This is a genomic window from Pseudomonas sp. LLC-1 (genome assembly GCF_002992185.1).
GTDB lineage: Bacteria > Pseudomonadota > Gammaproteobacteria > Pseudomonadales > Pseudomonadaceae > Aquipseudomonas > Aquipseudomonas monteilii.
The window spans coordinates 237,059-252,813 of record NZ_LUVY01000011.1 but is presented as its reverse complement, the minus strand read 5'-3'; the positions used below and the strand labels follow the sequence as shown (position 1 = coordinate 252,813).

The window sequence follows — 15,755 nt, the reverse complement described above, 5'->3', positions numbered from 1 at the left end:
GATCGTCTTGCGGCTTGCAGCGTGTAGCTTGCAGCTGCTGTAAAGAGGTTTTGAAAAATGGCTGAACGTCTGAACAACGACTTCCAGTTCATCGAAGTGGGCCGCAAGGACCCGAAGAAAAAGCTGCTGCGCCAGCGCAAGAAAGAGTTCGTGGAAATCTACGAACCGTTCAAGCCGCAGCAGTCCGTGGACCAGGCACACCGCTGCCTGGGCTGCGGTAACCCGTATTGCGAATGGAAGTGCCCGGTACACAACTTCATCCCCAACTGGTTGAAGCTGGTTTCCGAAGGCAACATCCTGGCCGCCGCCGAGCTGTCGCACCAGACCAACACCCTGCCGGAAGTGTGCGGCCGCGTGTGCCCGCAAGACCGCCTGTGCGAGGGTGCTTGCACCCTGAACGACGGCTTTGGCGCGGTGACCATCGGTTCGGTGGAGAAGTACATCACCGACACCGCCTTCGCCATGGGCTGGCGCCCGGACATGTCCAAGGTCAAACCAACCGGCAAGCGCGTCGCCATCATCGGCGCCGGCCCGGCCGGCCTGGGCTGCGCCGACGTACTGGTGCGTGCCGGCGTGACCCCGGTGGTGTTCGACAAGAACCCGGAAATCGGTGGCCTGCTGACCTTCGGCATCCCCGAGTTCAAGCTGGAAAAAACCGTGCTCAGCAACCGCCGCGAAGTCTTCACCGGCATGGGCATCGAGTTCCGCCTGAACACCGAGGTGGGCAAGGACGTCACCATGGAACAGTTGCTCGCCGAGTACGACGCCGTGTTCATGGGCATGGGTACGTACACCTACATGAAGGGTGGCTTCCCGGGCGAGGACCTGCCAGGCGTGCACGACGCGCTGGACTTCCTGATCGCCAACGTCAACCGTAACCTGGGCTTCGAGAAGTCGCCGGAAGACTTCGTCGACATGCAAGGCAAGAAGGTGGTGGTGCTGGGCGGTGGTGACACCGCGATGGACTGCAACCGCACGTCGATCCGTCAGGGCGCCAAATCGGTGACCTGCGCCTATCGCCGTGACGAAGCCAACATGCCGGGTTCGCGCAAAGAGGTGAAGAACGCCAAGGAAGAGGGCGTGAAGTTCCTCTACAACCGCCAGCCTATCGCCATCGTTGGCGAGGACAAGGTGGAAGGCGTGAAAGTGGTCGAGACCCGCCTTGGCGAGCCGGATGCCCGTGGCCGCCGCAGCCCCGAGCCGATCCCGGGTTCTGAAGAGATCCTGCCGGCCGATGCCGTGGTGATCGCCTTCGGCTTCCGCCCAAGCCCGGCGCCGTGGTTCGAGCAGCATGGTATCCAGCTGGACAGCCAAGGCCGCGTGGTTGCACCGGAGAAAGGCAAGTTCAAGCACCAGACCAGCAACCCGAAAGTGTTTGCCGGTGGCGACATGGTGCGCGGTTCTGACCTGGTGGTGACGGCGATCTTCGAAGGGCGTACCGCTGCTGAAGGCATCCTGGACTACCTCGAAGTCTGAAATCATTTAGATTTTGTATACAAAATCTATTGATCCAGGACATACCCATAGAGAAAAGGCACGGCAATGAGCCGTGCCTTTTCTTTGTGCGTCTGAGAAAATGCCCGCACTATTTTTCCGGATGCCGACATGACTGCCCTGAAGAACGATCGTTTCCTGCGTGCACTGCTCAAGCAACCCGTAGACGTCACCCCGGTGTGGATGATGCGCCAGGCCGGCCGCTACCTGCCGGAGTACCGCGCCAGCCGCGCCAAGGCCGGTGACTTCATGAGCCTGTGCATGAACCCGCAGTTCGCCTGCGAGGTCACCCTGCAGCCGCTGGACCGCTACCCGCTGGACGCGGCGATCCTGTTCTCGGACATCCTCACCATCCCCGACGCCATGGGCCTGGGCCTGTACTTCGAAACCGGCGAAGGTCCGCGTTTCAAGAAGGTCATCAGCACCCCGGCCGACATCGAAGCGCTGCCAATCCCCGACCCGCAGAAAGACCTGGGCTATGTGATGGACGCGGTCAGCACCATTCGCCGCGAACTCAATGGCCGTGTGCCGCTGATCGGCTTCTCCGGCAGCCCGTGGACCCTGGCCACCTACATGGTTGAAGGCGGCTCGTCGAAAGACTTCCGCAAGACCAAGGCCATGGCCTACGACAACCCGCAAGCCCTGCACCTGCTGTTGGACAAGCTGGCTCAGTCGGTGACCAGCTACCTGAATGGCCAGATTCTGGCCGGTGCCCAGGCCGTACAGATTTTCGACACCTGGGGCGGCAACCTGTCGGCGGCGGCCTACCAGGAATTCTCCCTGGCCTACATGCGCAAGATCGTCAGCGGGCTGATCCGCGAGCACGAAGGGCGCAAGGTGCCGGTGATCCTGTTCACCAAGAACGGTGGCCTGTGGCTGGAAAGCATCGCTGAAGCCGGCGCCGATGCGCTGGGCCTGGACTGGACCTGCGAGATCGGCGACGCCCGCCGCCGCGTGGGTGACAAGGCGGCCCTGCAAGGCAACATGGACCCGACCGTGTTGTACGCCAAACCGGAAGCCATCCGCCAGGAAGTGGCGCGAATCCTGGCCAGTTACGGCCACGGCACGGGCCATGTGTTCAACCTGGGCCACGGCATTACGCCGGAAGTCGACCCGGAGCACGCGGGTGTGTTCATCAACGCCGTGCATGAGTTGTCGGCGCAGTATCATCAGTGATCTGAAGGCTGAAAACCCAAGCCCGGCCGTGTGCCGGGCTTTTTGTTGCATTAAGTTTTAATTCAGCGATCGTCGCTAATCTGGTCCCATCGAAACCCAAACAGGACCCGATCCTCATGAAAGCACGTTACCTTGCCCTGATCCTCGCCCCTCTGTTCAGCACCGCCGCACTGGCTGCGACCTATACCGGCCCCGGCGCTCAGTCGGTCACTACTGTTGCCGCTGCCAACGACGCTGCCGATGACACTCCGGTTGTGCTGCAAGGGTTTGTGACCAAGAAGATCAACAACGACGACAAGTACGAATTCAGGGACAACACCGGCACCATCACCGTCGAGATCGATGACGAAGACCTGCCGCCCACGCCGTTCAACGACAAGACCAAGGTCAAGTTGACCGGTGAGGTGGAAAAGCACCTGATGAGCCGTGAGGTTGACGTGGATATTGTCGAGATCATCAACTGATCCTTGAAGATGCCTGCTGATCGGCAGGAATTTTCCTATGTTTCGCAGCCTTTCGCATTTTTAGAATGACGCACTCCTGTCGGGAGCCCCCGACGCAAACTCAGCAGTTTGGAGTGCGTCATGAGTACACGAAAGCACCTACGAAGGGTTGTTGCCAGCAGCGCATGGCTGGCGATTGCCGGGGTGGGCATGCATGCCCAAATGGCCAGCGCACACGGTTACGCCAGTGAACCGCCTTCCAGGGCGTATGCGTGCCGACTTGGGATGAACACCGAGTGTGGCCAGGCCATGTACGAGCCGCAAGCAGTCGGGGAGGCCGAAAAAGGCTTCCCGGCCCGCGGCCCGGCTGATGGCAAACTCGCCAGTGGTGGCGTGCGGTCCGACTTCGCAGCGCTGGATGAGCAGTCTGCCAACCGCTGGTCGCTGACGCCCATCAAGCAGCGCGACGTCGCCTTCGACTGGTATTACACCGAAGGGCACAAGACGACGGGTTGGGAGTACTTCATCACCAAAGCGGGGTGGAACCCGAATGCACCCCTGGGGCGCGATGCGTTCGAGTCGACGCCTTTCTGTACCGTTGATGGGCATGGGAAGCCGGCTCGTGGTGAGGGGCAACCCACACATGGACCAGCCCTTGTAAAGCATCAGTGCACGTTGCCTGCTGACAAGACCGGGCAGCACATCATCCTGGGTGCCTGGACAGTCGATGACACTGCTGCAGCGTTCTACAACGTCATGGACGTGGATATTCAGTCTGAAGGTGGCCCCGCCCCTGAGTGGCCGCAAGTGGGCAGCATCAACCCACATCGTGACCTGCAGGTTGGCGACAAGGTCAGGGCTCGCGCGTTCGTGGCCGGCTCGGAAAGCGCTCAATTCAGCGTAGGTATCGTTATTGACAGCGCTGAGGAAGGCCTTGCAGCAAACTGGTCCTACAAGCTTGCAAAGCGCATCAATGAAACCCAGTCCTTGGTACAAGCGGGCCACCTTGATAGCGAGGGCAACATCAAGCCGGTCCAGGGTGCCAACAGCATCTTCGCCAAACCCGAGACGGGCATCAGCAGCTATCAGCTGGATTTCGAAGGCGTACCTGTCGATGACAGCTACCTGCACCTGCATGACCTCAAACCTGAGTACTTGCTGGAAGACGGTAAGGCGAACCTGGACTTCACGGTAATGACCAACCGTAAGCTGCAGGTCAGCGCGCGGCTGTTCGACAGTGCCAACCAGCAAGTCGGCTTCACTCGTCAGGACGTGGACGCCACTACCCGTCCGATGACGCTGCAAGCGAGCAGTGTCGAAGGCGAGCACCTGCTCAAGGTGGTCGGCGTGAACAAGGCCGGGCGCATCCTGCTGCAGGAAGAGCGCACGGTTCAGCTGAAGGCTGCAGGTGGCGAAGGCCACGACTTTGAATTCCCTCAATCGATTGCAAGCTACAAGGCCGGTACACGTGTACTGCAACCGAAGACGGGTGAAGTGTTCGAGTGCAAGCCGTTCCCGTTCGAGGGCTGGTGCAAGAGCTATTCGGCAAGTGCCACCCAATATGAGCCGGGCGTAGGCAGCCACTGGCAGGACGCCTGGATCAAACGCTGAAGGAATGTGCCCTGGCAGCCGGAGTAGCGGCCAGGGCACAACACGGTATTTTCGATGCAAGTACACAAATATTGCTGGCAGCAGATCCTGTTGCACTGGGTCTCTGCCTTGGTGATCGGCTGGGCGCTGGTCAGTGGCTTTTATGTTTCCGGCTTTGATGTCGAACCCGCCACTGCCCATCTGGTCGGTTTCGTGAATGTCGGGCTGACCACGCTGTTCATCCCGGTTTTCTTGCTGCGCTGGCTGGTGCGATTGGTCAAGGCCAGGCCGGGTGCGCTGAATGAGAACCCTCGGGCGCGCCGGGCTGCCCATGCTGTACACGAGGGTATGTACTGGCTGACCGCGCTGGTGCTGTTATCTGGTGTACTGATGATGGACCGCGCAATCGACGTGTTTGGATGGTTTGCCATCTCGCCGTTGATCAGCGACCCGTCATGGCTCAGTGCCTGGCTGAAGCTGCATGTTGCAGCCAACGTGGTGCTGACCATGGTTGTGGCGCTGCATGTCGGGGCCGTCATTCTGCACGAGTGTTCTGGGCGGCAGGTGCTTCGCCGGATGTTGCCCTGAGCCAATGAAGCCGTTTTCGACTCTGTCCTGGGTGGCAGCTCCCCTGTTGGCGATTGCTTTTCTGGTCGTGCGAGAAACGACCCGGCCCGTGGCAGAGCGCATCGGGCAGGAGCAGGTCGCGCCCGCATCAACTGCCCAGAAGCCATTACCCACAGCAACCCTGGCACTGGCATTTGGGTATAGCGAGCCAGTCGGCCAGGCTGCCAGCCAGGCCGAACTGGTTCTCAAGGCGTGTTTCGTATCAAGCCTGGGCCAGGCCCATGCGCTGGTTGCAAGCCGCGAGGGTGAAAGCCTGTACCGGGTTGGCGACCGTATGCCGGGCGGCAGCGTGTTGCGTCGGATCGATGTGCGTTCCATCACCCTTTGGAACGGTGAGCGCGAGCAAACGCTGGCGTTGTCCGGCAGCCGCGCCAGCGTCTTCGTTCAATCGGGCAGTACCCCTACGCGTGGTCCTGCCTCTGCCGATTTACCCCGCCTGCTGCGGGAGGTGCAATGACATTTCAACGCTTTCTACGGGTGGCCTCGTTCGGGGCCTGTCTGACTTTGACCTGCCCGCTGGCCCTGGCTGATGCGCCGACCTGGCAGCTGGCGATGAGCGATGCCGATGTACGCGATGTGGTGCGCGAAGTCGGGGCCATTCTTGACCAGACAATTGTGCTTGATCCGCGCGTGCAGGGCCGTATTACAGTCTTGTCCAATGAAGCGCACGATCGTGAGGGCGTGCGCCGGCTGTTCTACTCGGTGCTGAATGCACAAGGGTTCGCCGCAGTGAACGATGGTGATCGCTTGCTGGTGCTGCCGGCGAGTGAGGCAAAAGCCTGGGCCAACCAGCAGGTCGATGCCATTCCTGCCGCATTCACCACGCGCGTGTTCAGCTTGTCTGGAAGCACTGCGGCTGACCTGGCGGGCTTGCTGAGGCCGTTGGTGTCCAGCAATGGTTACATTGGCCCGTCCAGTTCGGCCAATGCCTTGGTCGTTACCGATTCGGCTGCAAACCTGGAGCGCCTGCAAAGCCTGGTGGCGCAACTGGACAGCGGTCAACGGCATGACTATGAGCTGGTGACCTTGCGTACCGCACAGGCCGTGGATGTGTTGCCTGTGGTAGAGGCTTCGGCGGGCGGCCCGGACAGTGGCGTGCGGGTGCTGTCCGACTCGCGCAGCAACCGCCTGTTGATACTCGGCCCGGAAAAGTCCCGGCAACGCCTTGCTCGCCTGGCCCGCGAGCTGGATGTGCCCGCGCCTGTCAGTTCGCAGAACTGGCGAGTGGTGCGCCTTCAGCATGGCAATGCCGAGCAACTGGCCGAGGTGCTCAGTGAAGTGGGCAAACGGCTGGATGGCAAGGCAGGTACTGAAACCTTGGGCCAGCCGCTTGCGGCAGGGGCCATGGTCAAGGCCGATGTCAGCCAGAATGCGCTGGTGCTTCTGGGTGAGCCCCAGACGTTGGGTAATGTGGTACAGATCATCGAGCAACTCGACCAGCCACGCGCGCAAGTGCTGATACACGCTGCCATCGTCGAGGTCAGCGGGGATATCAATGAAGCCTTGGGGCTGCAGTGGGGGATAGATACAGGCAGCCTCAAGGGCGGTGTGACATTCCCCGACAGCGGTGTGGCGTGGGCTGACCTGCTGGGCGCAGACAAGGCACTGCCGAGCGGTGCGGCACTGGCATTGGGTTCTGACCGTTTCGGCCTGCTGGTTTCCGCGTTGGCCAGCAATACCCGCAGCAATTTGCTGTCCACCCCCAGCCTGCTCACGCTAGACAACCAGGAGGCGCAGATCCTGGTGGGGCAGAACGTGCCCTTCAAGACCGGCTCGTACACCACATCAGGGAGTGGCGCCGACAACCCGTTCACGACCGTGGAACGCAAGGACATCGGTATTAGCCTGAAGGTGCGCCCGCACATCAATGAGGGCAGGAGTTTGCGCCTGGAAGTCGAACAGGAAAGCTCCGAACTGGCACCTGGCACGGTCGAAGGTGACCTGATCACCAGCAAGCGGACGCTCAAGAGCACCATCCTGGCTGCGGACGGCGAGATCATCGTGATCGGCGGCCTGATCAAGGACAGCGTGCGGACAGAGCAGCGCGCAGTGCCGTTGCTAAGCCGCATCCCGCTGCTTGGTGGCTTGTTCCGCTGGACCAGGGACACTCAGGAAAAGACCAACCTGATGGTGTTCCTGAGGCCTACCGTCTTGCGTACCCAGGAAGACCTGATCGACTCCGGCCGCCGCGCCTATGGCGACGTACAGGCGTCCGACCCGGCACGAGTACCGAAAGACCCCCGCCAAATGTTCGAGGCGCGCCCTGCACCGATGGGCGAGGAACCTGGCCGGTGAGCGATCTGATTCCATTCGGCTTTGCCCGGCGCTTTGGCATTTTGCTTGACCGCCACACGTTGCTGATGCGCAACGGCGCCTCGCTGGAGTCGCTTTCCGAAGCGTTGCGCGTGGTCGGGCAGCATGTTCCGCTGCGGGTGGTGGACGATGACGCGTTTGCCATCCACCTGGCCGGTTGCTATGGCGGCGCCCAGGATGCGGCACAGTCGGTTATCCAGGAGCTGGATGACCACATCGACCTGTCACGCATGGCTGAGGGCTTGCCGCAGGCCAGTGACCTGCTCGATCAACAGGACGATGCGCCGATCATCCGGTTGCTCAATGCGTTGCTCAGCGAAGCGGTCAGGTCACGCGCTTCCGATATCCACTTGGAAACCTTCGAGCAGCAGTTGCGTGTTCGCATGCGCATCGATGGTGTCATGCGCGAAGTGCTCACGCCGCCCAGGGCGCTCTCGGCATTGCTGGTATCGCGCATCAAGGTCATGGCGCGCCTGGACATTGCCGAGAAACGTGTGCCACAGGATGGCCGCATCAGCTTGCGGCTGGCAGGCCATGAGGTGGATGTGCGTGTGTCCACCTTGCCTGCAGCCCATGGGGAGCGGGTGGTGATGCGCTTGCTGGATAAGCAGGCGGTACGCCTGGACATACAACACATGCAGATGCAGCCCTCTGTGCAGAAGGCGTTCCTGGCATTGCTGGACAAACCCCATGGCATTTTCCTGGTGACCGGCCCCACCGGCTCTGGCAAGACCACTACGTTGTATACGGCGTTGTCGGTACTGAACCGTGAGTCGCGCAACATTCTCACCGTCGAGGACCCGGTTGAATATCACTTGCCGGGCATCGGCCAGACGCAGGTCAACAGCAAGGTTGAGATGACCTTTGCACGCGGGCTGCGGGCGATCCTGCGGCAGGACCCGGATGTCGTGATGGTGGGTGAGATCCGTGACAGGGAAACGGCCGAAATTGCCGTGCAGGCATCGCTGACGGGCCATCTGGTGCTGTCGACCCTGCATACCAACAGCGCACTGGGTGCCATCATGCGGTTGGCGGACATGGGGGTGGATACCTGCCTGCTTGCATCATCGCTCGCCGGTGTCATGGCTCAACGCCTGGTGCGCGTGTTGTGCCCGCATTGTAAGGTCGCGTGCGAGGTGGATGACGCCATGGCCGCTGCCCTGGGCAATCCCGATGACTTACCGCGGCAGCTGTATCAGGCTGTTGGTTGTGAGCTGTGCCAGTTGGGCTACAGCGGGCGTGTGGCTTTGCACGAAATGGTCGTGATCACCCCGCAGCTGGCACAGGCTATTCACGGCCGCGCATCCTTGGCACAGATGCGGGCATTGCTGTGCCCGCACTCGACCAGCTTGTTTCAGCACGGTATCGAGCGAGTCTGCCAAGGACAGACCAGTGTCGAGGAACTGCTGCGCGTCACAGGCCAGGACTGAGCATGGCGGTTTTCCGGTATCAGGCTCAGCGCATCGATGGCACGCGTCAGCGCGGCACGCTAGAGGCAGCCAGTGCACGCCAGGCCCGACAGCAGTTGCGCGAGCAGGGCTGGTCGGTATTGGTGATCGAAGAGGTACAGCCGTCGCCCTTTGCCGCGCTGACTGCACGCAACCGCCTCTCGCTCGTGCAGCGTTGCCTGCTGACACGACAGCTGGCAACACTGTTGCAGGCCGGCATCCCGTTGACTGAAGCATTGCAGGCGGTGGCTGCGCAGAGCGGCCAGCGTCTGGTCAGGCAGGTGTTGCTTGGTGTGGCTGAGCGGGTCGCCGAAGGTAATACCTTTGCCGATGCGTTGGCACATTACCCCTCGGCATTCCCGTTGGTCTACCGCGCCACGGTCGAGGCGGCAGAGCGTTCAGGGCACCTGGCCGGCGTACTGGAGCGGCTGGCTGAGCATGGCGAGGATCAGCGGGCACTGCGCCAGAAGGTGCAGTTGGCGATGCTTTACCCCTTGATCCTGACGGTCGTGGCACTGCTGGTGGTGGGGTTTCTGCTTGGCTATGTGGTGCCGGACGTGGTGCAGGCCTTTGCCCGCGACCAGGCGCAGTTGCCACTGGCAACGCAGGTGCTGATCGCACTCAGCGATGCCTTCGGCCGCTTTGGGCTGTTGGCCTTGCTGGTGATGCTGGCAGGCGCTACAGCGGTCGTCTTGCTGTTGCGCAAACCCGCCAGACGAAGGCAATGGCATGCCATGGTCCTGCGCATACCCGGTTACGCCGGTTTTGTGCTGGCCAGTGAAGCCGCGCGTTTCATCAGCACCCTGGCAATTCTGGGGCGCAGCGGCGTCGTGCTGGTCGATGCCATGAACATCGCAGCCGGCGTGGTGGGCAATCTGGTGCTACGCGATCGCTTGCAAGCCGCTGTGCGTGAAGTGGGCGAAGGCGCAACGCTGGCCCATAGCCTGGCACGTAGCCAGACCATGCCTGACCTGATGCTGCACATGATCGCCAGTGGCGAGCGTGCCGGGGAGCTGGACGGCATGCTGGAACGTGGCGCCGATCTTCAGGCCAGGCAACTGGCAGGTCGTATAACCCTTCTGGTGAGCCTGTGTGAACCCCTGATGCTTTTGGTGATGGGCGGCATCGTGCTGTTCATCGTGCTGGCCATCCTGCTGCCCATTCTCAACCTCAACCAACTGGTCAACTGATATGTCCTATGGCTTTGCACGCCGCGCGCAACGCGGTTTCACGCTGATTGAAATCATGGTGGTGGTGATCATCCTGGGGGTACTCGGTGCCTTGGTGCTACCCAATGTGATGAGCCGTCCGGACCATGCCAAGCTCACCGCAGCGCGTACCGATATCCAGTCCATTGCCACAGCGCTGGAAATCTACCGCCTGGACAATGGGCGCTACCCCACCACGGCTCAAGGCCTGGAGGCGCTCGTCCGGCGTCCAACCCTGGCGCCACTGCCCCGGCAGTGGAGCGCCCAGGGTTACCTCAAGCGTCAGGCGATGGACCCGTGGGGGGCACCTTATCAGTACGCCAACCCAGGTACGCGATCAGACCAGGGGTACGACTTGTTCTCTTTGGGGGCCGACGGCCAGCCCGGCGGTGAAGACGCGGATGCCGATATCGGTAACTGGGCCGAATGAGGCAGAACCGGTCGAGGGGCTTCACCCTGCTTGAAATCATGCTGGTGCTGCTGCTGGTGGGCGTTGTCCTGGCCATGGCCGGGCTACAGGTGGGGCAGGGGCCCCAACGGTTGGCACGGCAGGAAGCCGCCCTGTTTCTGCAACTGGTCCAGTACGCCAGGCAGCAGGCGGTCCTGGAGGGGCGGGATTTGGCTGTGCACGTCGACCCCCGCGGCTATCAGCTAGTGAAGGGTGAAGGGCACAGCGTGGCAGCGCAGGGGCAGCGCCGGGACACCGGGCTGGACCTGCATCTCGAAATCGACGGGCTGGCAGTGATGCCCGGCAAGCCGGAAGGCACTGCGCAACTGGTGTTTTCCCGTAGCGACGAGCACATCCCGTTTTCGTTGTCATTCCATGAGGCTGGCGTCAGCCTGGCCCAGGTATCAAGCGATGGCCTCAATGACCCCTGGCTCGAACGTTGAACGTGGGTTTACGTTGCTGGAAGTGCTGGTGGCGCTGTCTGTTTTTGCCGTGCTGGCTGCTGCTGTGACCACCGCCAGCCAGCATGTGCTGGAGCAGTCGCAGGGCCTGCGTGACCGGCTGTTCGCCAGCTGGATTGCCGATAACCACCTTGCTGAACTGCGTCTGCACGCGCCTGCGGCTGCACAGCGGCGTACCCTGGAGGTCCGGTTCGATGAGCGGGGCTGGTGGTTGGTCGAGGCGAGGCATCCTCTGGCTGATGCGCCCCTCGTCGAAGTGAACGTGAGTGTCGGTTTGGCGCCGGATCGGCAGCCACTTCATCACACGGTGGGCTGGCTGGAGGTTGTCGATGGTGCGCCGTGAGCCAGCCTGTACCCAACGCGGCTTTACCCTGCTGGAGTTGTTGCTGGCCGTCGCCATCTTCGCCTTGTTGGCGGCAGGCACCAGCCAGTTGCTGGCTGCATTCACCCGGGCCGATGCAGCGCGCCAGGCCCACGCCGACGAACTGCGTGCCTTGGGGCGGGCAATGAGTGTGATGCAGCGGGATGCACTGCAAGGGTACTGGCCCGCGAGCGGCAAGAACGGCACGAGCCACGGCGTCCTGTTGACGCCGCATCGGGTGAGCTGGTTGTTGGGTGCCGAGCGTGATCGGCAGCCCTTGCCGCGCAGCGATCTGAGGGTTGTCGAATACTGGCTGGAAGACGGTGTGCTGTGGCGCCAGCGGCGTACTCTGGAGCACGGGCAGGTACGCCCGCAGCGCGTGCTCGACGGTATTGTGGAATTGCGCTGGCGTATGTATGGCGCAGAGGGTGGCTGGGTTTCCAGCTGGACGGCTGCGCAGCCGCCACAGGCGCTCGAAATCACGCTTTCGACCCGGCGTTTCCAGGGCATACGTCGCGTGCTGCCAATGGCGGGGGCAAGCCTGTGAAGAACACTCGGCAGCGGGGCGTGGCGCTAATCACCGTGCTGTTGGTCATGGCGCTGCTGACCGTGCTGGTTGCCAGCATGTTGCGTAGCCATCAAGGCATGCTGGGTAGCGTCAGGCAGCAAATCGATGCCTCGCGCCTGCTGCAGTTGACGCATGCGGGGGAACGCCAGGCCTCGGTGCAACTGAAACAACAGGCTGCAACCCTGCTGCAAGTGACCCATGGTGGTCAGCCCTGGGCGAAAGCCCGGATGCTGGACCTTGAGCAGGGGCAGGTTCGCCTGCGTCTGGAAGACCTTTCCGGGCGCTTCAACATCGCTGCGCTGACCGCACGGAAAAATCTCGACCCTGTGCTGCTAGAGCGTTGGCAGCGGTTATGCCGTGCGCTGCAGATCGAGGCGCCAGTGCTGGATTCACTGGCAGGCCAACGCATGCTCGACCCTAGCCAGTTGCGCACCCTGCCAGGGGTTGATGATGACGTGATGACACGCCTGCGGCCATGGGTCGTGGCGTTGCCTGTGAATGCGGGGCTCAACGTCAATACCGCCCTGGCGCAGGTGCTCGAAGGCCTTGAAGGCGTGGAAGCATCCACGGCCCGGCGTTTGATAGGCGAACGGCCCGAAGAGGGTTTTGCCAGCGTTCAGCAGTTTCTGGCGCAACCGCGTCTGGTCGGTCTTGGTATCGACAGCCATGGACTTTCGGTGACCAGCCGCTGGTACCGCTTGGAGGTGCGCGCAGCGCTGGCAGGCAATGTTGGGTACCTGTACAGCGACCTTGAGATCGACCTGAACACGCATCAGGTGCGTGTGTTGCGTCGTGTTTTTTCTGCACAGCCGGAGCAAATGCCAGATGAGTGATGTTTACCTGTTTCTACTGGCGGAGGGTATGGCCGCAGCCGACGGGACATGGCCGGTGCTTGTGCGCACAGCGCAGGGGCAGCTTGACCGGTCAACGTTGGGCGATCTGCCGCCAACACTGGCCGATGCTGGCGTGGTGCTCGTCCTGCCGATGGAGCTGGCAGGGTACTGCAGGGTTGGGCCAGTGCCGGGCAGGCGCCCCGGCCGGGAGGCGTTGGGCTATGCGGCCGAAGAGCAGTTGGCAGCACCTTTGGAGGCCTCGCACCTGGCGTTCGGGCCAGAGGATGATGAGGGGCGGCGAAAGGTGCTGGTGATAGCGCTGGAGCGCCTGCGCCCGCTGATGTCGCTGCTGCTTGAGCAGGGTATCGACCCGGTCGCGGTGCACGTCGATGCCGACCTGCTGAGTGCCGCACAGGCGTGTGCCCTGTGGTTCGAGGGGCGCTGGTTGCTGGGAGGCACCGAAGGTGCGCGCCTTGCGGTCAGTGCCCAGGCTGCTCAGGTACTGAAGCAGAGCCATGCGTCGATACCCTGGATGGCCGAGGCAGGGGCAATGGGTGCGCACTGCTGCGATCAGGAGGTCGACAGTGCTGTGGAACTGCTGGTGCAGGGTAAAACTGGCGCCGTGGACCTGCGCCAGGGCACCTTGCGCCGACGGCGCAGTGCGCCGGCATGGCAAGCGATGGCAGGTAGTGTGGTGCTGGCATTGCTGATGGTTTGCCTGGCTGAATACTGGCGAACCGAGTGGTTGATGCGTCAGGTATCACTGCAGCACACCGACAATGTTCGGGTGCTGCAACGCTGGGCGCCTGAACCGCTGGCCGGAGGCGATTTGGCCACGCAAATCCGGTTGCTGGAACACATGCCCAGGCAGTCGACTGCTGTGGAGCAGCTTGCCCAGTTCTCCGAGCAGCTGGTCAGCAGCGGTAATCTGGTGATTGAACGAGCGGAAACGACAGCCGGGCAGGGCTGGCGTGTTGATGTCATCGCTCAAGGCTTTGACGATCTCGAACGGCTAGGGGAGCGTGTTGCCGGCATGCGGATGGAACAGGGGCGACAGACTGCCCAGGGCGTGCGGGCAACCCTCGCCTGGCAGGGGGCAGAATGAAAAATCTCAACGAGCATGCATGGGTTCGCCAGTGGAAAGAGATACCAGCAGGCCGGCGTGCGCTGTTGAGTGCAGCGTTTTGGGGCCTGCTGTCGATCGTGATCTGCCAGCTTCTCTGGTTGCCCGGGCAGGCTCGCATGCAGCAAGCGGAACACGCGCTGGCGCGTGAGCATGAGCTGGCGGCCACATTACAACGAATAGTACAGGGGCCGCGCCGGTCGCCAGGCGCCGTCGAGTTGCTGACACCGGCTGGGCTGAATGAGCGTGCCAAGGCGGCAGGGGTCCACATCGTCAGCCTGGAAGCCAAGGCAGGGCAAGTGGATGTCGGCCTGGAGGGGCCCGTCGCCGCAGTGCTGGCCTGGCTGCACGTACTGGAGCATGACGGTGGCGAAGCGCTGAACATCCAGTTGCAAGCCGAGGGCGAGCTGCTTCAGGCGCGCTTGGTGATGGCACTGCCCAAAGCCTGAGCACGGGCGCCTATCCCTTGGGAGGCAGCTTGCTCAAGTGCAAGGCCACCAGCAACGCCACCGTCAGCAAGCTGCCAATGAACAGCCCGATGCCATTCCAGCCCCACTGGTGCCAGAACATCCCGCCCGCTGTACCGGCCACGCTCGAGCCTGCGTAATAGCTGAAGAGGTACAGCGACGACGCCTGCCCCTTGGCCTTCAGCGCCCGGCGCCCGATCCAGCTGCTGGCCACCGAGTGCGCACCAAAGAAGCCGAAGGTGAACACCAGCATGCCGACGATCACCATCGCCAGCGGGCTGGCCAGGGTCATCAGCAAGCCACCTGCCATCACCACGATACTGGCCCAGAACACCTTGCGCCGGCCCAGCTTGTCCGCCAGTGCGCCGACCTGCGCCGAGCTGTAGATGCCAGACAGGTACACCACCGACAGCAGGCCGACCAGTGCCTGGTTCATGTGGTAGGGCTCAGCCAGCAGGCGGTAGCCGATGTAGTTGAACAGGGTGACGAAGGCCCCCATCAGCAGGAAGGCTTCAAGGAACAACCAAGGCAGGCCGGCATCCTTGAAGTGCATGACAAAGCCGTCCAGCAGGCTGCGCGGGTTCATCGACTGTGGGCGGAAGTTGCGCGATTCGGGCAATACCTTCCAGAACACCAGCGCGGCCACCAGCGCCAGGCCGCCGATGGTCAGCATCGCCGTGTGCCAGCTGACGAAGTCGATCAATACGCCCGTGATGAGCCGCCCACTCATGCCGCCAATCGCGTTGCCCCCGATGTACAGGCCCATGGCCAGGCCGATGTGCTGCGGGTGAATCTCTTCGCTGAGATAAGTCATTGCCACTGCCGCCAGGCCACTCAACGACAGGCCGACCAATGCGCGGGTGGCCAGTACCAGTTCCCAGCTCGGCATCACTGCGCTGGCCAAGGTGGAGAGGGCGGCGCAGACCAATGCAAACACCATCACCGGCTTGCGTCCGATGCGGTCAGAGATAGGGCCGGTGATCAACAGGCCGAACGCCAGCATGGCGGTGGACACCGACAGCACCAGGCTGCTTTGCGCCGCGTTGATGGCAAATTCCTTCGACAACAGCGGCATCATCGGCTGCACGCAGTACAGCAGGGCGAAGGTGGCGAAGCCGCCGCTGAACAGGGCCAGCACCGTCTTCATGAAGGCGGGGGTGCCTTTCTCGATCCACATTTCGTTCAGGGGGGCAGG

At 62.3% G+C, this 15,755-nt stretch carries 17 protein-coding genes; 16 read left to right on the top strand and 1 reads right to left on the bottom strand.

Annotated features, from left to right (window positions below; genetic code table 11):
* Positions 1–57: 57 nt before the first annotated feature.
* The 16 genes from A0O30_RS10600 (at position 58) to A0O30_RS10525 (ending at position 14,542) form a co-directional block, all read left to right on the top strand.
* Entirely contained in the window at positions 58–1,476 is a 1,419-nt protein-coding gene (locus A0O30_RS10600; protein WP_016712489.1) for an FAD-dependent oxidoreductase, read from the top strand.
* A 129-nt stretch (positions 1,477–1,605) separates the two neighbouring features.
* Complete coding sequence (gene hemE / locus A0O30_RS10595; RefSeq protein WP_105946439.1) at positions 1,606–2,670, top strand: uroporphyrinogen decarboxylase; 1,065 nt, start codon at positions 1,606–1,608, stop codon at positions 2,668–2,670.
* A 116-nt stretch (positions 2,671–2,786) separates the two neighbouring features.
* On the top strand, positions 2,787–3,134 hold the full coding sequence (locus A0O30_RS10590) for a YgiW/YdeI family stress tolerance OB fold protein (RefSeq protein WP_105946438.1): 348 nt from the start codon (positions 2,787–2,789) through the stop codon (positions 3,132–3,134).
* Positions 3,135–3,254: 120 nt separating this feature from the next.
* Positions 3,255–4,724 carry an N-acetylglucosamine-binding protein GbpA gene (gene gbpA, locus A0O30_RS10585; protein WP_256589644.1) on the top strand — a complete coding sequence of 490 codons (1,470 nt, stop codon included), beginning with the start codon at positions 3,255–3,257 and terminating at the stop codon, positions 4,722–4,724.
* A gap of 54 nt (positions 4,725–4,778) precedes the next feature.
* The gene (locus tag A0O30_RS10580; protein ID WP_060498042.1) at positions 4,779–5,291 is read left to right on the top strand and encodes a cytochrome b; all 513 of its coding nucleotides are present in this window, start codon (positions 4,779–4,781) and stop codon (positions 5,289–5,291) included.
* An 88-nt stretch (positions 5,292–5,379) separates the two neighbouring features.
* Entirely contained in the window at positions 5,380–5,787 is a 408-nt protein-coding gene (locus A0O30_RS10575; protein WP_177410269.1) for a type II secretion system protein N, read from the top strand.
* On the top strand, positions 5,784–7,625 hold the full coding sequence (gene gspD, locus A0O30_RS10570) for a type II secretion system secretin GspD (RefSeq protein ID WP_105946436.1): 1,842 nt from the start codon (positions 5,784–5,786) through the stop codon (positions 7,623–7,625). Before A0O30_RS10575 ends, gspD begins: the two co-directional genes overlap by 4 nt.
* Entirely contained in the window at positions 7,622–9,073 is a 1,452-nt protein-coding gene (gspE, locus tag A0O30_RS10565) for a type II secretion system ATPase GspE (RefSeq protein WP_105946435.1), read from the top strand. The genes gspD and gspE overlap by 4 nt, the downstream gene beginning before the upstream one ends.
* A 2-nt stretch (positions 9,074–9,075) precedes the next feature.
* Positions 9,076–10,281 (top strand): type II secretion system inner membrane protein GspF, encoded by a 1,206-nt coding sequence (gene gspF, locus A0O30_RS10560; protein WP_105946434.1) that lies wholly within the window; start codon positions 9,076–9,078, stop codon positions 10,279–10,281.
* A gap of 1 nt (position 10,282) precedes the next feature.
* On the top strand, positions 10,283–10,729 hold the full coding sequence (gene gspG, locus A0O30_RS10555; protein WP_105946433.1) for a type II secretion system major pseudopilin GspG: 447 nt from the start codon (positions 10,283–10,285) through the stop codon (positions 10,727–10,729).
* Positions 10,726–11,190, top strand: a complete 465-nt coding sequence (locus A0O30_RS10550; RefSeq protein WP_105946432.1) for a GspH/FimT family protein — start codon at positions 10,726–10,728, stop codon at positions 11,188–11,190. Before gspG ends, A0O30_RS10550 begins: the two co-directional genes overlap by 4 nt.
* Complete coding sequence (gene gspI, locus A0O30_RS10545) at positions 11,168–11,551, top strand: type II secretion system minor pseudopilin GspI (RefSeq protein ID WP_060498036.1); 384 nt, start codon at positions 11,168–11,170, stop codon at positions 11,549–11,551. Before A0O30_RS10550 ends, gspI begins: the two co-directional genes overlap by 23 nt.
* A complete protein-coding gene (gspJ, locus tag A0O30_RS10540; RefSeq protein ID WP_105946430.1) occupies positions 11,538–12,116 on the top strand; it encodes a type II secretion system minor pseudopilin GspJ in 579 nt (192 codons plus the stop codon). Before gspI ends, gspJ begins: the two co-directional genes overlap by 14 nt.
* Complete coding sequence (locus A0O30_RS10535; RefSeq protein WP_105946429.1) at positions 12,113–12,970, top strand: general secretion pathway protein GspK; 858 nt, start codon at positions 12,113–12,115, stop codon at positions 12,968–12,970. The genes gspJ and A0O30_RS10535 overlap by 4 nt, the downstream gene beginning before the upstream one ends.
* Positions 12,963–14,075: a type II secretion system protein GspL gene (gene gspL, locus A0O30_RS10530; RefSeq protein WP_105946428.1), complete on the top strand. Its 1,113-nt coding sequence runs from the start codon at positions 12,963–12,965 to the stop codon at positions 14,073–14,075. The genes A0O30_RS10535 and gspL overlap by 8 nt, the downstream gene beginning before the upstream one ends.
* Complete coding sequence (locus A0O30_RS10525) at positions 14,072–14,542, top strand: hypothetical protein (protein WP_105946427.1); 471 nt, start codon at positions 14,072–14,074, stop codon at positions 14,540–14,542. Before gspL ends, A0O30_RS10525 begins: the two co-directional genes overlap by 4 nt.
* Before the next feature lie 10 nt (positions 14,543–14,552).
* Here the strand turns inward: A0O30_RS10525 and A0O30_RS10520 are convergent, their stop codons facing one another.
* A complete protein-coding gene (locus tag A0O30_RS10520) occupies positions 14,553–15,737 on the bottom strand; it encodes an MFS transporter (protein ID WP_256589647.1) in 1,185 nt (394 codons plus the stop codon).
* Between the last annotated feature and the right edge of the window lie 18 nt (positions 15,738–15,755).